17 protein-coding genes are annotated in these 18,329 nt (G+C 61.2%); 11 read left to right on the forward strand and 6 right to left on the reverse strand.

The window, feature by feature from the left end:
• Positions 1–91 precede the first annotated feature (91 nt).
• Positions 92–1,459, forward strand: coding sequence for an NAD(P)-dependent oxidoreductase (locus K5K95_RS28135; protein WP_222587117.1), 1,368 nt, complete (start codon positions 92–94; stop codon positions 1,457–1,459).
• Positions 1,460–2,734: an NAD-dependent dihydropyrimidine dehydrogenase subunit PreA gene (gene preA / locus K5K95_RS28140; RefSeq protein ID WP_222587118.1), complete on the forward strand. Its 1,275-nt coding sequence runs from the start codon at positions 1,460–1,462 to the stop codon at positions 2,732–2,734.
• Between the two features lie 141 nt (positions 2,735–2,875).
• Here the strand turns inward: preA and K5K95_RS28145 are convergent, their stop codons facing one another.
• Entirely contained in the window at positions 2,876–3,496 is a 621-nt protein-coding gene (locus K5K95_RS28145; RefSeq protein WP_222587119.1) for a TetR/AcrR family transcriptional regulator, read from the reverse strand.
• 139 nt (positions 3,497–3,635) lie between these two features.
• Between K5K95_RS28145 and copC the strand changes: the two genes are divergently transcribed.
• The 9 genes from copC to K5K95_RS28190 all read left to right on the forward strand — a co-directional run bounded on the left by copC (position 3,636) and on the right by K5K95_RS28190 (position 12,297).
• On the forward strand, positions 3,636–4,001 hold the full coding sequence (gene copC, locus K5K95_RS28150; protein WP_222587120.1) for a copper homeostasis periplasmic binding protein CopC: 366 nt from the start codon (positions 3,636–3,638) through the stop codon (positions 3,999–4,001).
• A 3-nt stretch (positions 4,002–4,004) separates the two neighbouring features.
• Positions 4,005–4,862 (forward strand): copper homeostasis membrane protein CopD, encoded by an 858-nt coding sequence (copD, locus tag K5K95_RS28155; RefSeq protein WP_222587121.1) that lies wholly within the window; start codon positions 4,005–4,007, stop codon positions 4,860–4,862.
• 241 nt (positions 4,863–5,103) lie between these two features.
• Positions 5,104–6,405 carry an OprD family porin gene (locus K5K95_RS28160; RefSeq protein WP_222587122.1) on the forward strand — a complete coding sequence of 434 codons (1,302 nt, stop codon included), beginning with the start codon at positions 5,104–5,106 and terminating at the stop codon, positions 6,403–6,405.
• A 253-nt stretch (positions 6,406–6,658) separates the two neighbouring features.
• A complete protein-coding gene (locus K5K95_RS28165) occupies positions 6,659–7,477 on the forward strand; it encodes an NAD-dependent epimerase/dehydratase family protein (RefSeq protein ID WP_222587123.1) in 819 nt (272 codons plus the stop codon).
• A gap of 42 nt (positions 7,478–7,519) precedes the next feature.
• A complete protein-coding gene (locus K5K95_RS28170; RefSeq protein WP_222587124.1) occupies positions 7,520–8,413 on the forward strand; it encodes an SMP-30/gluconolactonase/LRE family protein in 894 nt (297 codons plus the stop codon).
• A gap of 64 nt (positions 8,414–8,477) precedes the next feature.
• Positions 8,478–9,449, forward strand: coding sequence for a TRAP transporter substrate-binding protein (locus tag K5K95_RS28175; RefSeq protein ID WP_222587125.1), 972 nt, complete (start codon positions 8,478–8,480; stop codon positions 9,447–9,449).
• 78 nt (positions 9,450–9,527) lie between these two features.
• Positions 9,528–10,055 (forward strand): TRAP transporter small permease, encoded by a 528-nt coding sequence (locus K5K95_RS28180; RefSeq protein WP_222587126.1) that lies wholly within the window; start codon positions 9,528–9,530, stop codon positions 10,053–10,055.
• On the forward strand, positions 10,056–11,336 hold the full coding sequence (locus K5K95_RS28185) for a TRAP transporter large permease (protein ID WP_090184782.1): 1,281 nt from the start codon (positions 10,056–10,058) through the stop codon (positions 11,334–11,336).
• Positions 11,337–11,412: 76 nt separating this feature from the next.
• Positions 11,413–12,297 carry an aldose 1-epimerase gene (locus tag K5K95_RS28190; RefSeq protein ID WP_222587127.1) on the forward strand — a complete coding sequence of 295 codons (885 nt, stop codon included), beginning with the start codon at positions 11,413–11,415 and terminating at the stop codon, positions 12,295–12,297.
• Here the strand turns inward: K5K95_RS28190 and K5K95_RS28195 are convergent.
• From K5K95_RS28195 to pqqB, 5 genes are all read right to left on the reverse strand, one after another.
• Positions 12,282–14,009 (reverse strand): NahK/ErcS family hybrid sensor histidine kinase/response regulator, encoded by a 1,728-nt coding sequence (locus tag K5K95_RS28195; RefSeq protein ID WP_222587128.1) that lies wholly within the window; start codon positions 14,007–14,009, stop codon positions 12,282–12,284. The genes K5K95_RS28190 and K5K95_RS28195 overlap by 16 nt on opposite strands.
• Entirely contained in the window at positions 13,993–15,156 is a 1,164-nt protein-coding gene (gene ercA / locus K5K95_RS28200) for an alcohol dehydrogenase-like regulatory protein ErcA (protein ID WP_222587129.1), read from the reverse strand. Before ercA ends, K5K95_RS28195 begins: the two co-directional genes overlap by 17 nt.
• 211 nt (positions 15,157–15,367) lie before the next feature.
• Positions 15,368–16,501 carry a pyrroloquinoline quinone biosynthesis protein PqqE gene (gene pqqE / locus K5K95_RS28205; RefSeq protein WP_222587130.1) on the reverse strand — a complete coding sequence of 378 codons (1,134 nt, stop codon included), beginning with the start codon at positions 16,499–16,501 and terminating at the stop codon, positions 15,368–15,370.
• Complete coding sequence (gene pqqC, locus K5K95_RS28210) at positions 16,498–17,250, reverse strand: pyrroloquinoline-quinone synthase PqqC (RefSeq protein ID WP_222587131.1); 753 nt, start codon at positions 17,248–17,250, stop codon at positions 16,498–16,500. Before pqqC ends, pqqE begins: the two co-directional genes overlap by 4 nt.
• Positions 17,251–17,377: 127 nt before the next feature.
• A complete protein-coding gene (gene pqqB, locus K5K95_RS28215; protein WP_222587132.1) occupies positions 17,378–18,292 on the reverse strand; it encodes a pyrroloquinoline quinone biosynthesis protein PqqB in 915 nt (304 codons plus the stop codon).
• Positions 18,293–18,329: the final 37 nt, after the last annotated feature.

Here is an 18,329-nt window from a genome sequence, read left to right on the forward strand (position 1 = left end):
ACGCGGAGCGTCCCTTGAGGCATTCCCACGCAGAGCATGGGAACGATCAGCCCACCAGAGGCAGTACCTCAATAACCGTGAGGCCAACACCGTGATCAAGACCCTGAACCACCTCCCGCATCCCCATGAGGATGCGGCCGCCCTCGCCGGTCATTTCACCGATCTGGCGCCCCCCTTGAACGCTCGTCAGGCGCACCTTGAAGCCTCGCGTTGCCTGTATTGCTACGACGCACCGTGCGTGAATGCCTGCCCGAGCGAGATCGATATTCCGTCGTTCATTCGCAACATTCATCAGGAAAACGTTCAAGGCGCCGCGCACAAGATCCTCTCGGCGAACATCCTCGGCGGCAGTTGCGCCCGGGTCTGCCCGACCGAAATTCTTTGCCAGCAAGCCTGCGTGCGTAACAACGAGCAAGAATGCGCGCCAGTGTTGATCGGCCTGTTGCAGCGGTACGCCGTCGACAACGCACACTTCGCCGAACACCCGTTCCAGCGCGCCGCTGCGACCGGCAAACGCATCGCAGTGGTCGGCGCGGGTCCGGCGGGTTTGTCCTGTGCCCATCGCAGTGCGATGCACGGCCATGACGTGGTGATTTTCGAAGCGCGGGAAAAAGCTGGCGGACTCAACGAGTACGGGATCGCCAAATACAAACTGGTGGACGATTACGCGCAGAAGGAGCTTGAGTTCCTGATGCAGATCGGCGGGATCGAAATCCGTCACGGCCAAAAACTCGGCGAGAACCTGACCTTGAGCGAACTGCATCAGCAATACGACGCGGTGTTCCTCGGCCTCGGTCTGGCCGCCAGCAAACAATTGGGGATGCCCCATGAGCATGCACCCGGTCTGCTCCCCGCCACCGATTACATTCGCGAACTGCGCCAGTGCGATGACCTGACGCAACTGCCGCTGGCCGACCGCTGCATCGTGCTCGGCGCCGGCAACACGGCCATCGACATGGCCGTGCAAATGGCTCGCCTCGGCGCCCGCGACGTCAATCTGGTGTACCGCCGGGGCCTTGCAGACATGGGCGCCACTGGCCACGAACAGGACATCGCCAAGGCCAACCAGGTGCGTTTGCTGACCTGGGCCCAGCCTGAAGAAGTGTTGCTCGATGCCCACGGCAACGTGCGCGGCATGCGCTTCGCCCGTACACATGCCATCGAAGGTCGCCTGCAAACCACTGGAGAAACCTTCGAACTGGCCGCTGATGCGATCTTCAAAGCCATCGGCCAGGCCTTCGACCCCAGCGCCCTCGCCGACCCGCTGGCCCGCGAACTCAAACGTCAGGGCGAACGGATTCAGGTGGATGAAAATCTTCGTACCAGCATTCCCCGTGTGTATGCCGGTGGTGACTGCACCAGCCTCGATCAGGACCTCACCGTGCAAGCCGTGCAGCACGGCAAACGGGCCGCCGAGGCCATCAACGCGCAACTGATGCTCAACGTGGAGGCTGCGTAAATGGCCGATCTCTCGATTGTCTTCGCCGGCATCAAAGCCCCCAATCCTTTCTGGCTGGCGTCCGCGCCGCCGACCGACAAGGCCTACAACGTGGTGCGCGCTTTCGAGGCGGGCTGGGGTGGTGTGGTCTGGAAAACCCTGGGTGAAGACCCGGCGGCGGTCAACGTGTCGTCCCGCTACTCCGCGCACTTCGGCGCCAACCGTGAAGTGGTGGGCTTCAACAACATCGAGCTGATCACCGACCGTTCGTTGGAGATCAATCTGCGGGAAATCACCCAGGTCAAAAAGGACTGGCCGGACCGTGCGCTGATCGTTTCGCTGATGGTGCCCTGCGTCGAAGAATCGTGGAAATTCATCCTGCCGCTGGTGGAAGCCACCGGTGCCGACGGCATCGAACTGAACTTCGGTTGCCCGCACGGCATGCCGGAACGCGGCATGGGGGCGGCGGTCGGCCAGGTGCCCGAATACGTCGAGCAGGTCACCCGCTGGTGCAAGACCTATTGCTCGCTGCCGGTGATCGTCAAGCTCACGCCGAACATCACCGACATCCGCGTCGCAGCTCGAGCAGCCCATCGAGGCGGTGCCGATGCGGTGTCGCTGATCAACACCATCAACTCGATCACCAGCGTCAACCTGGAGCGCATGGTCGCCAATCCAGCCGTGGGCAGCCAAAGTACCCACGGCGGTTATTGCGGCTCGGCGGTGAAGCCGATCGCCTTGAACATGGTCGCCGAAATCGCCCGCGACCCACAGACCCAAGGCCTGCCAATCTCCGGCATCGGCGGGATTGGCAGCTGGCGGGATGCGGCGGAGTTCATCGCCCTGGGCAGTGGCTCGGTGCAGGTGTGCACGGCGGCGATGCTGCATGGCTTTCGCATTGTCGAAGAGATGAAGGACGGCTTGTCACGCTGGATGGACAGTCAGGGCTACGCCAGCATCGCGGATTTTTCCGGGCGGGCGGTGGGCAACACCACGGACTGGAAGTACCTGGACATCAATTATCAGGTGATCGCCAAGATTGATCAGCAGGCGTGCATTGGTTGTGGGCGCTGTCACATCGCCTGTGAAGACACGTCACACCAGGCGATTGCCAGCCTGAAACAGGCGGATGGGACGCATAAGTACGAAGTGATCGATGACGAGTGCGTGGGCTGCAACCTGTGCCAGATCACCTGCCCGGTGGAAGATTGCATCGAGATGGTGCCGATGGACAACGGCAAGCCGTTTCTGGACTGGAATCATGATCCGAGGAATCCGTATCACGTTACCGTTTGAAATCGGCAGCGCCTGAACGGGCGCCATCGCGGGCAAGCCCGCTCCCACAGTGTTTTGTGTCGTACACAAGTCAGGTGTACACCAGAGATCCCTGTGGGAGCGGGCTTGCCCGCGATGAGGCCAGCCGCAACACCGAATGTCTCAAGGCTCCAACCCTATCCCGCGCAATATCACACTCGTCACCGTCTGCACCGCCCGTTCGAACTGCATGTCCGACAGCGGCTGATGATCGTTGAGAATATTCACCTGATGATCAAAGTCGGCGTAATGCTGGGTCGAGGCCCAGATCATGTACAGCAGGCTTGAAGGCTCCACCGCCAGGATGCGTTTGTCGTCGACCCACTGACGGATCTTCGCTTCCTTCATCTTGGCCCAGTCATACAGGCTCACGTCCAGCTTCTCGCCCAGGGTCGGCGCGCCATGGATGATCTCGTTGGCCCAGACTTTGGAACCATAAGGCCGGCTGCGGGAATGGTTCATCTTGGCGCGGATGTAGCTGCTGAGCACCACGCGCGGATCGTCGAACATCTCGAAGCACAGCGCGTCCTGCTTCCACACGTCCAGCAAGCCCAGCAACACGGCGCTGTACAACTCACTCTTGGTGCTGAAGTAGTAATGGAGATTAGAGCGAGGCAGTTGCACTTCGGCGGCAATGTCGGCCATGGCGGTGCCAGCGAAACCCTTTTCGGCGAAAACCTTTTCGGCTCCCAACAGAATCTTCTCGACATTACTGCGACGAATTTCGATCTTGTGATTGCCCATGAGGGCTCCCTGACAACAGCGTTGCCCAAGACTAGCATCCGCTCTACCCCGCGGCGACAAGCGAAAACGAAACTTCGTATACCCGGCGGCTCGCGGGTAAACTGGCCGCCACTTCGACCCTGCCTCAGAGGTATTCACGATGCTGTTCAAGAAAGCCCTGACCACTGCCGCCCTCCTCGGCTCGCTGCTGGCCGCTTCGTCGGTATGGGCCCATGCCCATCTGAAAGACCAGACCCCGGCGGCGAACAGCACCGTGAGCGCGCCCTCGGAGCTGCGCCTGGTGTTTTCCGAAGGCGTCGAAGCGACGTTCACCAAGGTCACGATCAGCAAGGACGGTGCCGATGTGCCGGTCAAAAGCCTGGCCAACGAAGGCAGTGACAAGAAAACCCTGATCGTCACCCCGGCGGCCCCTTTGGCGCCAGGCGCCTACAAAGTCGAATGGCACGCGGTGTCGGTCGACACCCACAAAAGCGAAGGCGCGTACAGCTTTAAGGTCGGCCAGTAATTCATGACGAGCGCGATGGTGCTGTGCCGCTTTTTGCATTTCACCGTGGTGCTGATGCTGTTCGGGGCCTGGGTGTTCAAACCGCTGCTTTTAGGGCGTAGCAACGCATTCGGTCAACCACTGTTGCGAGTGACCCGCCTGCTCGCGGCAGTGGCCCTGCTCAGTGGCGTCGGCTGGTTGCTGTTGATCACCGCCAGCATGGCCGGGGCGTGGGACGCGGCATTCGATCCGTCGACCTTGCGGCTGGTGCTGGGCAGCACGTTTTTCGGTCAGGTGTGGCGCTGGCATCTGCTGCTCAATGCCTTGCTGGTGGCGCTGCTACTGACGCCTTGGCGCTCTTGCGCGCCCCTGCGCCTGGGCCTCGCCAGTCTGCTATTGGCAACCCTGGCCCCGGTCGGCCACGGCGCCATGCTCGATGGCCTCCAGGGTCAGTTGCTGATCCTCAACCAACTCGTTCACCTGACCTGTGTCGGCATCTGGCTCGGCGGGTTGATGCTGTTGGTGATGATCCTGCGGCAACCGACGGGCCTTGCGATCAATCCGATTTTGCGCCGCTTCAGCGGTGTCGGTTACGGGTTGGTGGCAGGATTGCTGATCACCGGGCTGATCAACGTGCGGGTCCTTACCGGGCAGTTTTGGCCGACGCCGTTGCTGTCAGGGTTCGCTCTGATCCTGCTGATCAAGGTGATGCTGGTGGCCGTCATGCTGGGGCTGGCGTTGTTCAATCGGCTGCGAGTCAAGGATTGCGAACAACGCCTGGCAACGCTGAGATTGAGCGTGATCACTGAATGGTTGCTGGGTATTGGCGCGGTGGCCGCCGTATCCCTCCTGGGCACCATGCCCCCGATGATCGCCGGCTAAACACAAGTCTTCCTGTGGGAGCGAGCCTGCTCGCGATAGCGGTGGTTCAGTCGACATCAACTTTGACTGACACATCGCTATCGCGAGCAGGCTCGCTCCCACAGGATTTTGGCGTTGTTTCGGCAAGTCATCGTATAACTTCTGATTGACAATCCCTGAATCCCTCGCAAATAATCGCCCCAATGTTGTACGACGACGTATGACAAACAATAAAAACAACAAGAAACAAGGGAGCGTCACAGTGAGCAAGCTCGTCCGCAATTCCTCCTTCTGCACCCCTCGCGCCACCTTCATCCGCCGTCATACGCTGAGCCTGATCGGTTGCAGCAGCCTGGCCGCCCTCGCGCTGCCCATGACCAGCCACGCCGAAGGTTTTGCCGATGACGCCAAGGCCACGCTCAACCTGCGCAACGCCTACTTCAACCGCAACTACACCAACCCGGCCTATCCGCAGGGCAAGGCTGAAGAGTGGACGCAAAACTTCATCCTCGACGCCAGGTCCGGGTACACCCAGGGCACTGTCGGTTTCGGCTTGGACGTACTGGGCCTGTACTCGCAAAAACTCGACGGCGGTAAAGGCACCGGTGGTACCCAACTGCTGCCGATCGGAAGCGACGGGCGCCCTGCCGACAACTTCGGCCGCCTGGGCGTGGCGCTGAAAAGCAAAATCTCGAAAACCGAATTGAAGGTCGGTGAATGGATGCCGGTGTTGCCGATCCTGCGCTCCGACGACGGTCGTTCGCTGCCACAAACCTTCCGTGGCGGTCAGGTGACGTCCAGCGAAATCAGCGGCCTGACGCTCTACGGCGGCCAGTTCCGCCAGAACAGTCCGCGCAACGATGCGAGCATGGAAGACATGTTCATGAACGGCAAATCGGCGGCCATCACCTCGGACCGCTTCAACTTCGGCGGCGGTGAATACGCGTTCAACGACAAGCACACTCAGGTCGGCGTCTGGTACGCCGAACTCAGCGACATTTATCAGCAGCAGTATTTCAACCTGAGCCACAGTCAACCAATGGGTGACTGGACCCTGGGCGCCAACCTCGGCTACTTCATCGGCAAGGAAGATGGCAGCGCCCTGGCCGGCGACCTCGACAACAAAACCGCCTTCGCCCTGCTCTCGGCCAAATACGGCGGCAACACCTTCTATGTCGGCCTGCAAAAGCTGACGGGCGACACGGTCTGGATGCGCGTCAACGGCACCAGTGGCGGCACGCTGGCCAACGACAGCTACAACTCCAGCTATGACAACGCCCGGGAAAAATCCTGGCAGGTGCGCCATGACTACAACTTCGTGGCACTCGGCATTCCCGGCCTGACCTTGATGAACCGCTACATCAGCGGCGATAACGTGCACACCGGGGCCATCACCGATGGCAAGGAATGGGGCCGCGAAACAGAACTGGCCTACACCGTGCAAAGCGGCGCGCTGAAAAACCTCAACGTCAAATGGCGCAACGCATCCATCCGCAAAAACTTCAGCACCAACGAGTTCGATGAAAACCGCGTTTTCATCAGCTATCCGATTTCGTTGTTGTAACGGTTTACCCAATGAATGCGGGAGCAAGCCTGATCGCGAAAACGGTGTGCCAGACAATCTACAGGTCGTCTGACATTCGCTCTTCGCGAGCAAGCTCGCTCCCACAAGGTTGGTCTGATTCGAGGATCGGCGCTTAACCGATGACCCTCCGTCATTTTCAACCAAAGTCGCGTTGACAAGACTTGGAAAGCCTAACGATACTTTGGCAAAGTCATACGACAACCTACAACAATAATTGCGCGCAGGGATTTCCATGACCGCCACGCCTACTCCCCCTTTCAATCGCCTGCTGCTGACCGGCGCCGCCGGTGGCCTCGGTAAAGTCTTGCGCGAAACGCTGCGCCCCTGTGCCAACGTCATTCGCCTGTCGGACATCGTCGACATGGCACCGGCCCTCGATGACCGTGAAGAAGTGGTCATCTGCGACCTCTCGGACAAGCAAGCCGTGCATCAACTGGTCGAAGGCGTGGACGCGATCCTGCACTTTGGCGGCGTATCGACGGAGCGCTCGTTCGAAGAGATCCTCGGCGCCAACATTTGCGGCGTGTTCCACATCTACGAAGCCGCACGCCGCCACGGCGTGAAGCGGGTGATTTTCGCCAGCTCCAACCACGTGATCGGCTTCTACAAGCAGGGTGAAATAATCGACGCCCACTCCCCTCGCCGCCCCGACAGTTACTACGGCTTGTCCAAGTCCTACGGCGAAGACATGGCCAGTTTCTACTTCGATCGCTACGGCATCGAGACCGTCAGCATCCGCATTGGCTCTTCGTTCCCGGAACCGCAAAACCGCCGGATGATGAGCACCTGGCTGAGCTTCGGCGACCTGACCCACTTGCTCGAATGCGCGCTGTACGCACCGAACGTCGGCCACACCGTGGTCTATGGCGCGTCCGACAACAATGACGTCTGGTGGGACAACCGTTACGCCGCTGGCCTGGGCTACAAGCCTCAGGACAGCTCCGAAGTGTTCCGCGAAAAAGTCGAGGCCCAGCCGATGCCAGCCGCCGATGACCCGGCCAGGGTTTATCAGGGCGGCGCGTTTGTGGCATCAGGCCCGTTCGGCGACTGAGTCATCGCCCCCTATAACAAAAGCCCAAGGGAATGAGTTGCCATGCAAGCCGAATTGATTGTCGATGCCCGTAACGCAGTCGGTGAAAGCCCGGTCTGGGTCCCCGAGGAAAATGCCCTGTACTGGGTTGATATTCCAGCCGGCGGGCTGCAGCGCTGGAGTGCCGACAGCGGCCATGTGCATGCGTGGACCGCGCCGGAAATGCTCGCCTGCATCACTCGTCACAGCGACGGCGGCTGGGTCGCTGGCATGGAAAGCGGCTTCTTTCATTTGCATCCGCACAACGATGGCAGCCTCGACAGTGAACTGCTGGCGCACGTCGACCACGCCCGCACGGACATGCGTCTGAACGACGGACGCTGTGATCGTCAGGGCCGATTCTGGGCCGGCAGCATGGTGCTGAACATGGGCGCCAACGCCGCCGAGGGCACGCTGTACCGCTATAGCAATGGCCAGCGCGGCCCGCTTGCGCCGCAACTTTCTGGTTTCATCGTGCCCAACGGCCTGGGTTTCAGCCCGGATGGCCGCACGATGTACCTGTCCGATTCCCATCCCTTGGTCCAGCAGATCTGGGCCTTTGATTACGACATCGACAGCGGCACGCCGTCGAACCGCCGGCTGTTCGTCGACATGAATCAGTTTCCCGGACGCCCCGACGGCGCCGCAGTGGATGCCGAAGGCTGCTATTGGATTTGCGCCAACGACGCGGGACTGGTTCACCGCTTCACCCCGGATGGCCGACTGGACCGTTCCCTCGCCGTCCCCGTAAAAAAACCCACCATGTGCGCCTTCGGTGGCAGTCGACTGGACACGCTGTTCGTGACCTCGATCCGCCCCGGCGACGACCATGATCACCAATCACTGGCCGGTGGGGTGTTCGCCCTCGATCCCGGCGTCAAAGGTTTACCGGAACCGCTTTTCAACGCTTTACCTTGACCGCTTGTGCTGCACCGCTGCGCCTTGAATACAAAAAAAATAACAAAACTGGAGACACCCCCCCATGGACTTCAAACGCACCTTGCTCGCCGCTGCACTCCCCCTGGCCTTCTCCCTCAGCAGTGCCGTCCAGGCACTGGAAATCAAATTCGCCGATATCCACCCCGCTGGTTACCCGACCGTCGTGGCCGAAGAGCAACTGGGCAAAACCCTGGTCGCCGACAGCAACGGCAAGCTGACCTTCAAGATGTTCGCCGGCGGTGTGCTCGGCTCGGAAAAGGAGGTGATTGAACAGGCGCAGGTCGGCGCCATTCAAATGGCCCGGGTCAGCCTCGGCATCGTCGGGCCGGTGGTCCCGGACGTGAACGTGTTCAACATGCCGTTCGTGTTTCGCGATCAGGCGCACATGCGCAAAGTCATCGACGGTGAGGTCGGCGACGAGATCCTCGACAAGATCACCAACTCCGAATTCAACCTGGTCGCCCTGGCCTGGATGGACGGCGGCACGCGCAACATCTACACCAAGAAGCCGGTACGCAAACTCGAAGACCTCAAGGGCATGAAAATCCGCGTCCAAGGCAACCCGATGTTCATCGAGACCATCAACGCCATGGGCGGCAACGGCATTGCGATGGACACCGGCGAAATCTTCAGCGCCTTGCAGACCGGAGTGATCGACGGCGCGGAAAACAACCCGCCGACGCTGCTCGAACACAACCACTACCAGAACGCCAAGTTCTACAGCCTGACCGGGCATTTGATCCTGCCTGAGCCGATCGTGATGTCGAAAATCACCTGGGACAAACTCACCCCCGAGCAGCAAGTGCTGGTGAAGAAAACCGCCAAAGCCGCACAGGCGCAGGAACGCATCCTGTGGGATGCCAAATCGGCCAGCAGTGAGGAAAAACTCAAGGCGGCCGGTGTCGAGTTCATCACCGTCGACAAGAAACCTTTCTATGAGGCCACCGCCTCGATCCGCGAGAAGTACGGCGCGCCTTACGCTGACTTGATCAAGCGCATCGAAGCCGTTCAGTAACCCTCCCTGCACTCATGAAAGGCCCGGCGCCGCTGACGTTGGTTGACGTCCGCGCGCGCCCGGTTACGGTGGAACCCGATGAAGAATCTGCTGCTGCGCATCAATGACAAGCTCTACATGACCTGTATCTGGGTCGCCGGGCTCTCCGTCCTGGCCATTGCATTAATCATCCCTTGGGGAGTCTTCGCCCGTTACGTACTCGGCACTGGCTCAAGCTGGCCGGAGCCCACCGCAATCCTGCTGATGATGCTGTTCACCTTCATCGGCGCTGCCGCCAGTTACCGCGCCGGGGCACACATGGCGGTGGCGATGCTCACCGACCGCATGGCACCGCCAATGCGCAAGGCGTTGAGCGTTTTTTCCCAACTGTTGATGGCGACCATTTGCCTGTTCATGGCGATCTGGGGCACCAAGCTGTGCCTGTCCACCTGGAACCAGTTCATGAGCGCCCTGCCGACGTTGCGCGTCGGCATCACGTACATGCCGATCCCGATTGGCGGCGTGCTGACGCTGGTGTTTGTGCTGGAAAAACTCCTGCTCGGTGACCAGAGCAATCGTCGGGTCGTGCGTTTCGACCTGGTTGAAGAAAGCGAAGGGGCTGCCTGAATGGACGCGTTGATTCTGTTGGGCAGTTTTATTGCGTTGATCCTGATCGGCATGCCGGTCGCCTATGCACTGGGGCTTTCCGCCCTGATCGGTGCCTGGTGGATCGACATCCCGTTCCAGGCGCTGATGATTCAGGTCGCCGGCGGCGTGAACAAGTTCTCGCTGTTGGCGATTCCGTTCTTCGTCCTGGCGGGCGCGATCATGGCCGAGGGCGGCATGTCCCGTCGGTTGGTGGCGTTCGCCGGGGTGCTGGTCGGGTTTGTCCGTGGCGGCTTGTCGCTGGTCAACATCATGGCCTCGACATTTTTCGGCGCGATCTCCGGATCCTCGGTAGCAGACACCGCGTCGGTCGGTTCGGTGCTGATTCCGGAAATGGAACGTCGCGGCTATCCAAGGGAGTTCGCCACCGCCGTGACCGTCAGCGGCTCGGTACAAGCCCTGCTGACCCCGCCAAGCCACAACTCGGTGCTCTACTCGCTGGCCGCTGGCGGCACGGTGTCGATCGCTTCGCTGTTCATGGCCGGCGTGGTGCCGGGCCTGTTGATGAGCGCGTGCCTGATGGTGCTGTGCCTGATCTTCGCGAAAAAGCGCAACTACCCCAAGGGCGAAGTCATTCCCCTGCGCGAAGCCCTGAAGATCTGCGGCGAAGCGATGTGGGGCCTGATGGCGATGGTGATCATCCTTGGCGGCATTTTGTCGGGGATCTTCACCGCCACTGAATCGGCGGCGATTGCGGTGCTGTGGTCGTTCTTCGTGACCATGTTCATCTACCGCGACTACAAGTGGAGCGAGCTGCCAAAGCTGATGCACCGCACGGTGCGAACCATCTCGATCGTGATGATCCTGATCGGCTTCGCGGCGAGCTTCGGCTACATCATGACCCTGATGCAGATCCCATCGAAAATCACCACGATGTTCCTGACCCTGTCGGACAACCGTTACGTGATCCTGATGTGCATCAACGTCATGCTGCTGTTGCTCGGCACCGTGATGGACATGGCGCCGCTGATCCTGATCCTGACGCCGATCCTGATGCCGGTGATTCTCGGCATCGGCGTGGACCCGGTGCAGTTCGGCATGATCATGCTGGTGAACCTGGGGATTGGTTTGATTACACCGCCGGTGGGCGCGGTGCTGTTCGTGGGGTCGGCGGTGGGTAAAGTCAGCATCGAAAAAACAGTGAAAGCGCTGCTGCCGTTCTACGGCGTGCTGTTCCTGGTGCTGCTGGCCGTGACCTACATTCCGGCACTGTCGCTGTGGTTGCCGCATCTGGTGTTGTGATAAAGGTGCCCCTCGGTAAAACGAGGGGCACACACCTGCCGTATCCGCCGTGTCCTTCCATCAGAGCTCAACCGATATGACGCCAGACCTTCTCGAACTCGAAGACGAATTCACCCGCCTCACCCTCGCCCCTGAACTCGGTGGCAGCCTCGTCAACTGGACCATTCGCAGCACCGGGCAGCCATTGTTACGACACAACGACGACCAGGCGCTGAACACCGGCCTGCCGGGGAAACTCGGTTGCTACCCTTTGGTGCCGTGGTCGAACCGCATCGCCCAAGGGGGCTTCGACTGCCCCGATGGCTGGCTCGCCCTGGCACCCAACAGCCTCACCGATCCGCTGCCGATTCACGGCAGCGCCTGGCAACAACCGTGGCGGGTGGTCTCGCAGACGCAAGATGAAGTGGTGCTGCTACTCGACAGCTCGACGCCATTCGCTTATCGCGCCCGGCAGCGGTTTCACTTGAGCGGGGGTCGATTGAGCATCGACCTGCAAGTCACTCACCTGGCCGAAAACCCAGCGTGGCATGGACTCGGGCTGCATCCCTACTTTCCGCGCACCGCGAACACCCGGCTACAGGCCAAGGCTGAACAGGTCTGGTTATGCGATGGGTCGAGACTGCCGACAGCGCAGGTCGAACGGCCCGCCGAATGGGACTTCGATCAACTCAATGCCCTGCCGGACACGCTGGTCGACAACGGTTTCTGCGCATGGGACGGCCATTGCCTGATCCAGCAACCCGACTTGGGTTACGAACTCGATTGCCAGGCCAGCGGCAGCGACACCTACCTGCTCTACTGCCCGCCGGGCCTGGGGTTTTTCTGCATCGAACCGGTGAGCCACCCGGTCAACGCGCACCACCTGCCCGGGCGGCCAGGTTTGCGTCTGCTGGAAAAAGGCCAATCCAGTGAACTCGGCTTCAACCTGCACTATCGCCCGCTCGACTACCCGAGCATCTGACTCAGCACCGCGCGCAATTTGCCGGGTTTCACCGGCTTGTTCAGCAGCGGCGCATCGAGTCGTTGCAGCGCGCGCCGGCACTGGTCGGTGCGGTCGGCCGTGATGATCACCGCCGGAATCGACTCGTTGTAATGCTCACGCAAATGCCGCACCACGTCAGAGCCAAACACCCCGTGGTCGAGGTGGTAATCCGCCAGGATCAACTCCGGCGCCCGTCCCTTCAAGGCGGCCAGCGCCGAGGATTCATCCGTCGCCGTGACCACCTCGCAGCCCCACTGCCCGAGCAACGCGCTCATGCTTTCAAGGATGCTCACTTCGTTGTCCAGCACCAGCAGGCGCCGACCCGGCAACGGATTACCCGCGCCCGGCTGCGGGGCTGCCAGACTGATCGGCAACGGAATCTCATGGGAAATCGGCACATCGATGCTGAACATCGAGCCACGCCCCGGCCGCGATTGAACGCCGATTTTATAACCGAGGATCTTGGCGATCCGTTCGACGATGGCCAGCCCCAGCCCGACGCCTTTGCGGTCGGCGGCGCGGCCGACATCGAGTTGATTGAATTCCAGGAAAATCGAATCGATACGGTCCGCCGCGATCCCGCGCCCGGTGTCCCAGACTTCCAGGCGCAGCATGTCCCCGCGCCGTCTGGCACCCAGCAGAATGCTGCCCTCATCGGTATAACGGCAGGCATTGCTGAGGAAGTTGCGCAGGATGCGCGTCATCAGGCGCAAGTCGGTATGAATGGCGTAGTCGCCCATGTGCACCCGCAGGTTCAAGCCGGCAGCCTCAGCCACCGACTGAAACTCCGAGACCAGCGGCGCGAGCAGTTCGTCGAGGCGGTACAACGCGACATCCGGTTTGACGGCCGCCTGATCGAGCCGGGAAATGTCCAGCAAATCGGTGAGCAAATCCTCTGCCCCTTCCAGGGCCTGGTGCGTTCGCTCCACCAATACCTGCTCGACCTCCGGCAACTTGCGCTCGCGCAACGTCGAGATCAGCAAGCGCGCAGCGTTGAGCGGTTGCAGCAGGTCATGACTGGCGGCGGCGAGGTATTTGTCCTTGCTGCGATTGGCGGCCTCGGCGGCGTCCCGTGCATCGCGCAAGGCTTCTGCGATCTGTTTACGCTGGGTGATCTGTTGTTGCAGGTTGCGGTTGGCTTCCAGCAATTCGTCGGTGCGCGCGGTGACGCGCTGCTCCAGTTCGTCATTGAGTTGCTGCAGGCGTTGCTGGGCGAGTTTGCGTTCAGTGATGTCGGCGACGAAGCCTTCCACCAGCCCTTCCTGATCGGGTTTGAGCAGCAGGTTCATCAGCACGTCGAGGCTGCTGCCGTCCTTGCGGCGCAATTGGGTTTCATAACCGTGCAGGCTGCCCTGGTGGCGGAGGATTTCGCCGATGTTGGCAAGCTCCGTGGCGCCGCCGACAAACAGGTTGCTCGCCAGGTCCGCCAGGGAAAACAGCACCTCTTGCGGGTCCTGATAACCGAGCATCCGCGCCAGCGCCGGGTTGGCGGCGCGCATGCCTTGCAGCAGGCTGGCCTGAAAGATGCCGTGCACGGCGTTTTCGAACAGCCACTTGTAGCGATTGCGCTCCGCTTCCAGCTCGTCCAGCCGCGCGGCGAGTTCCGGGTAGTGGCTCTTGCGCGCCGAGTGGCTGCCTAATCCCAATAACCCGGCGAGCGCCCGTTGCTGCTCGTCAGAGGGCTTCGCCATAGACGACCTCGACATCACGCTGACTGGATTGACGCGGGTTGGTGAGGATGCACGGGTCGTCCATGGCGTGTTGCGAAAGGAACGGGATGTCGGCGGTGCTGACCCCGTGCAAGCCCAGGGTTTCATGGAAACCGATGGCGTGCTTGAGCGCGATCAGGTGCTCGACCAGACGTCCGCAAATCTGCCGGTGATTGAGGCCACGGCAATCGATGCCAAACGTCTCGGCGATCACCTTGAAGCGATCCGGCGCCGAGCTGTAATTGAACGCCACCACGTGTTCGACCAGCACCGCGTTGCACAAGCCATGGGGCAAATCGAGGAACCCGCCCAGGCTGTGGGACATGGCATGCACCGCGCCGAGGATCGCGTTGGAGAACGCCAGCCCGGCCTGCATGCTGCCGAGCATGATTTTCTCGCGCAGGGCGATGTCCCCCGGGTTGGCGATCATCTGCACCAGGTTGCCGTTGATCAGGCGCATCGCTTCCAGCGCATGGGGATCGGTCAGCGGCCCGTGCCCCGTGGAAACGAAGGCTTCGATGGCGTGCACCAAGGCGTCGATGCCGGTACAGGCCGACAGGAACGGGTCCATGCTCAGGGTGGTTTCCGGGTCGATCAGCGACACGTCCGGCACCACGGCCTTGCTGACGATCGAGAATTTCATGCGCTCTTGCTGGTTGGAAATGATCACGAATTGCGAGACATCCGCCGAGGTGCCGGCGGTGGTCGGGATCAGGATCAGCGGCGGGCTGGGCACGCGGATAGTATCGACTCCCTCGAACTCAAGGATGCTGCGCCCGTGGGCGACGACGATGCCGATGCCTTTGCCGCAATCCATCGGACTGCCGCCACCGACGGCGACGATCACGTCGCAGTGGTTTTCCTTGTACAGCTCGGCGCCAAGCATGACTTCTTCGACCCGAGGATTGGGCGATACGTCGCTATAAACAAAGTATTCAATGCCCTGGGCCTGCAGGCTGGCTTCGACATCGGCGACCCAACCGGCGGCAATTACACCGGGGTCGCTGACTACCAGCACTTTGCGCGCGCCAAAGGTCTTGGCGCAGTTGCCGACGTTGTGCCGGCAGCCGGCACCAAAGATGATTTCAGGCGAAACGAATTTACGCAGCTGGCTGAGACTCTGGCTCATTGGAAAGCCTGTTTTTATTGTTTTGGAAGGTAAAGCCACACTAACGCATCCGGCTGCGAATGCAATCAGACCAATGGATAGCCGTTCAACGCACATCCCCCTGTGGGAGCGGGCTTGCTCGCGAAAGCGGTGGTTCAGTCGACGTCAATGTTGCCTGATACACCGCTTTCGCGAGCAAGCCCGCTCCCACAGGGGGATTGTGGCGTTTGGTTTATCCGCGATAGATCAATCGCGAAGCTTTCTCGTTGCGCAGCGTCAGGTGTTCCATCCCCTGCCCCGGCGCGTCAGCTTCATCGCGGGCCTTGAGGATGACGTCGTGGTGCGGCGACTTGCTGCACACCGGATCGGCATTTTCGGCGTCGCCGGTCAGCATGAACGCCTGGCAACGGCAGCCGCCCAGGTCCTTGTGTTTTTCATCGCAGGAACGGCACGGCTCCTTCATCCAGTCATCGCCACGAAAGCGGTTGAAACCGAAGGACTCGGTCCAGATGTGCGAGATGCTGTGCTCGCGCACGTTGGGAAACTCTACCGGCAACTGCCGCGCGCTGTGGCACGGCAACGCCGTGCCGTCCGGGGTGATGTCGAGAAACAGGTTGGCCCAGCCATTCATGCAGGTCTTGGGGCGTTCTTCGTAGTAATCGGGCGTCACGAAGATCAGCTTGCAGGGGTGGCCCTGGGCTTCAAGCCGCTCGCGGTACTCGTTGGTGATGCGCTCGGCACGCTGCAATTGTTCGCGGGTAGGCAGCAGGCCGACGCGGTTGAGCTCGGCCCAGCCGTAGAACTGGCACGTGGCCAATTCGACGAAGTCCGCCTCCAGTTCCAGGCACAGGTCGATGATCTGCGCGATCTGGTCGATGTTGTGCCGGTGGGTGACGAAGTTCAGCACCATCGGATAGCCCTGGGCTTTCACCGCCCGGGCCATGGCCAGTTTCTGCGCGAAGGCCTTGCGCGAGCCGGCCAGCATGTTGTTGACCTGCTCGTCGGCGGCCTGAAAGCTGATCTGGATGTGGTCCAGCCCGGCAACCTTGAAATCACGGACCTTCCGTTCCGTCAGGCCAATGCCCGAGGTGATGAGGTTGGTGTAGTAGCCCATGTCCCGCGCGGCCTTGATCAGCTCGGCCAGGTCCTGGCGCACCAGCGGCTCGCCGCCGGAAAACCCCAGCTGCGCGGCGCCCATCTCCCGGGCTTCGCGAAATACCCGAATCCATTCTTCGGTGCTCAATTCTTCACCCTGCCGGGCGAAATCCAGCGGGTTGGAGCAATACGGGCATTGCAGCGGGCAGCGATAAGTCAGCTCTGCCAACAGCCAGAGCGGCGGACCGGGTGGTGTCACGATCGGGTTCACAGCGCGATCCCCCGGTGCCAGACATTCGCGGTGGTGACGGTGTGATACGGCGGGCGTTCCAGCTCGTAGGCCATGCTCATCGCGTCGAGCATGCTCCACAGCACGTCGAGCTTGAACTGCAAAATCTCCAGCATGCGCTGCTGGCCTTCGACCGTGACGTAGTGCGCCAGGGTGATGCGCAAGCCGTGCTCGACATCGCGCCGCGCCTGACTCAGGCGTGTGCGGAAATAGTCATAGCCGGCCGGATCGATCCATGGATAGTGCGTGGGCCAGGCGTCGAGGCGGGACTGGTGAATGTGCGGCGCGAACAGTTCAGTGAGTGAGCTGCTGGCGGCTTCCTGCCAACACGCGCGACGGGCGAAATTGACGTAGGCGTCCACGGCGAACCGCACGCCAGGCAGCACCAGCTCCTGAGAGAGGATTTGCTCGCGGTCCAACCCCACCGCTTCGCCAAGACGCAGCCAGGCTTCGATGCCGCCTTCACTGCCGGGCGCGCCGTCATGGTCGAGGATGCGTTGCAGCCATTCACGGCGCACGTCGCGGTCGGGGCAATTGGCGAGGATCGCGGCATCCTTGAGCGGGATGTTCACTTGGTAATAGAAGCGATTGGCGACCCATCCCTGAATCTGCGCACGAGTGGCGCGGCCGGCGTACATGGCTTGGTGGAAGGGATGATGGATGTGGTAGTAGGCGCCTTTGGCGCGCAGGGCCTGTTCGAATTCGGCGGGGGTCATGGGGGTGTTGGTCATTGCGGTTCTCCAAAGCGTTCTGCGGTGTTTGGTCTGGCCTCTTCGCGAGCAAGCCCGCTCCCACAGGGAATGTGTGTACGCAACAGATCTACTGTGGGAGCGGACTTGCTCGCGAAGGGGCCGGCCGCTACAACTCAATACTCATGCCATCAAACGCAACTTCAATCCCCCGCCGCTCCAGCAACGCGCGCTCGGCCGAGTCTTCATCGAGGATCGGATTGGTGTTGTTGATGTGGATCAGCACCTTGCGTTGACGTGGGAATTGCTCAAGCAATTCCAGCATCCCGCCAGGACCGCTTTGCGGCAGATGGCCCATTTCACTGCCCAGACTCTGGCCGACTTCGCACACGCGCATCTCGTCGTCGCGCCACAACGTGCCGTCCAGCAACAGGCAATCGGCGCGTTGCATCCAGCTCAGTACTTCGTCATCAATCTGCCCAAGACCCGGGGCATAGAACACGCTGGCGCCATTGCGCCGGTCTTCGATAAATAAACCAATGGTGTCGCCCGGCTGCGGATTGCCGCGATTGGGCGAATACGGCGGTGCGTTGCTGACCAAGGGAATCGCACGAAATTGCAGGTGTGCACAGGCCGCGATGGTGAACGGTTCGCGATCCAGCCCGATGGGTTGCCACTGCAAGCCACCGTTCCAGTGCTTGAGCATGGGGAACAAGGGAAAACCGCTGCTCAGGTCTTGATGCACCCGCTCTGTGCACCACACGTCATGCGGGCAACCTTCGCGCAGGCTCAACAGGCCGGTGCAATGGTCGATCTGACTGTCGATCAGCACCACCCCGGCAATCGCCGTATCGCGCAAGCGGCGAGCCGGTTGCAGGGGCGCAAAACTTTCAAGTTGCGCGCGAATGTCCGGTGAAGCGTTGCACAGCACCCACTCCACACCGTTGTCGCTCAGGGCAATCGAGGACTGCGTGCGCCGTTGCGCCCGCAGGCTGCCATTGCGCACACCGGCGCACTGACGACAGTTGCAGTTCCATTGCGGAAAACCGCCACCGGCGGCAGAACCGAGAACGCGGATGTGCATGGCAGGCTCCAGAAAGCAGGCCCGGCCAACCCATTAG

It is taken from the genome of Pseudomonas sp. DR48 (assembly GCF_019823085.1).
Taxonomy (GTDB): Bacteria; Pseudomonadota; Gammaproteobacteria; order Pseudomonadales; family Pseudomonadaceae; genus Aquipseudomonas.

Bases quoted from the DNA above. Each gene is read 5' to 3' on its own strand.
- preA (WP_222587118.1), top strand. From the start codon at position 1,460: ATGGCCGATCTCTCGATTGTCTTCGCCGGCATCAAAGCCCCCAATCCT.
- K5K95_RS28145 (WP_222587119.1), bottom strand. From the start codon at position 3,496: ATGGGCAATCACAAGATCGAAATTCGTCGCAGTAATGTCGAGAAGATT.
- copC (WP_222587120.1), top strand. From the start codon at position 3,636: ATGCTGTTCAAGAAAGCCCTGACCACTGCCGCCCTCCTCGGCTCGCTG.
- copD (WP_222587121.1), top strand. From the start codon at position 4,005: ATGACGAGCGCGATGGTGCTGTGCCGCTTTTTGCATTTCACCGTGGTG.
- K5K95_RS28165 (WP_222587123.1), top strand. From the start codon at position 6,659: ATGACCGCCACGCCTACTCCCCCTTTCAATCGCCTGCTGCTGACCGGC.
- K5K95_RS28170 (WP_222587124.1), top strand. From the start codon at position 7,520: ATGCAAGCCGAATTGATTGTCGATGCCCGTAACGCAGTCGGTGAAAGC.
- K5K95_RS28175 (WP_222587125.1), top strand. From the start codon at position 8,478: ATGGACTTCAAACGCACCTTGCTCGCCGCTGCACTCCCCCTGGCCTTC.
- K5K95_RS28180 (WP_222587126.1), top strand. From the start codon at position 9,528: ATGAAGAATCTGCTGCTGCGCATCAATGACAAGCTCTACATGACCTGT.
- K5K95_RS28185 (WP_090184782.1), top strand. From the start codon at position 10,056: ATGGACGCGTTGATTCTGTTGGGCAGTTTTATTGCGTTGATCCTGATC.
- K5K95_RS28190 (WP_222587127.1), top strand. From the start codon at position 11,413: ATGACGCCAGACCTTCTCGAACTCGAAGACGAATTCACCCGCCTCACC.
- K5K95_RS28195 (WP_222587128.1), bottom strand. From the start codon at position 14,009: ATGGCGAAGCCCTCTGACGAGCAGCAACGGGCGCTCGCCGGGTTATTG.
- ercA (WP_222587129.1), bottom strand. From the start codon at position 15,156: ATGAGCCAGAGTCTCAGCCAGCTGCGTAAATTCGTTTCGCCTGAAATC.
- pqqC (WP_222587131.1), bottom strand. From the start codon at position 17,250: ATGACCAACACCCCCATGACCCCCGCCGAATTCGAACAGGCCCTGCGC.
- pqqB (WP_222587132.1), bottom strand. From the start codon at position 18,292: ATGCACATCCGCGTTCTCGGTTCTGCCGCCGGTGGCGGTTTTCCGCAA.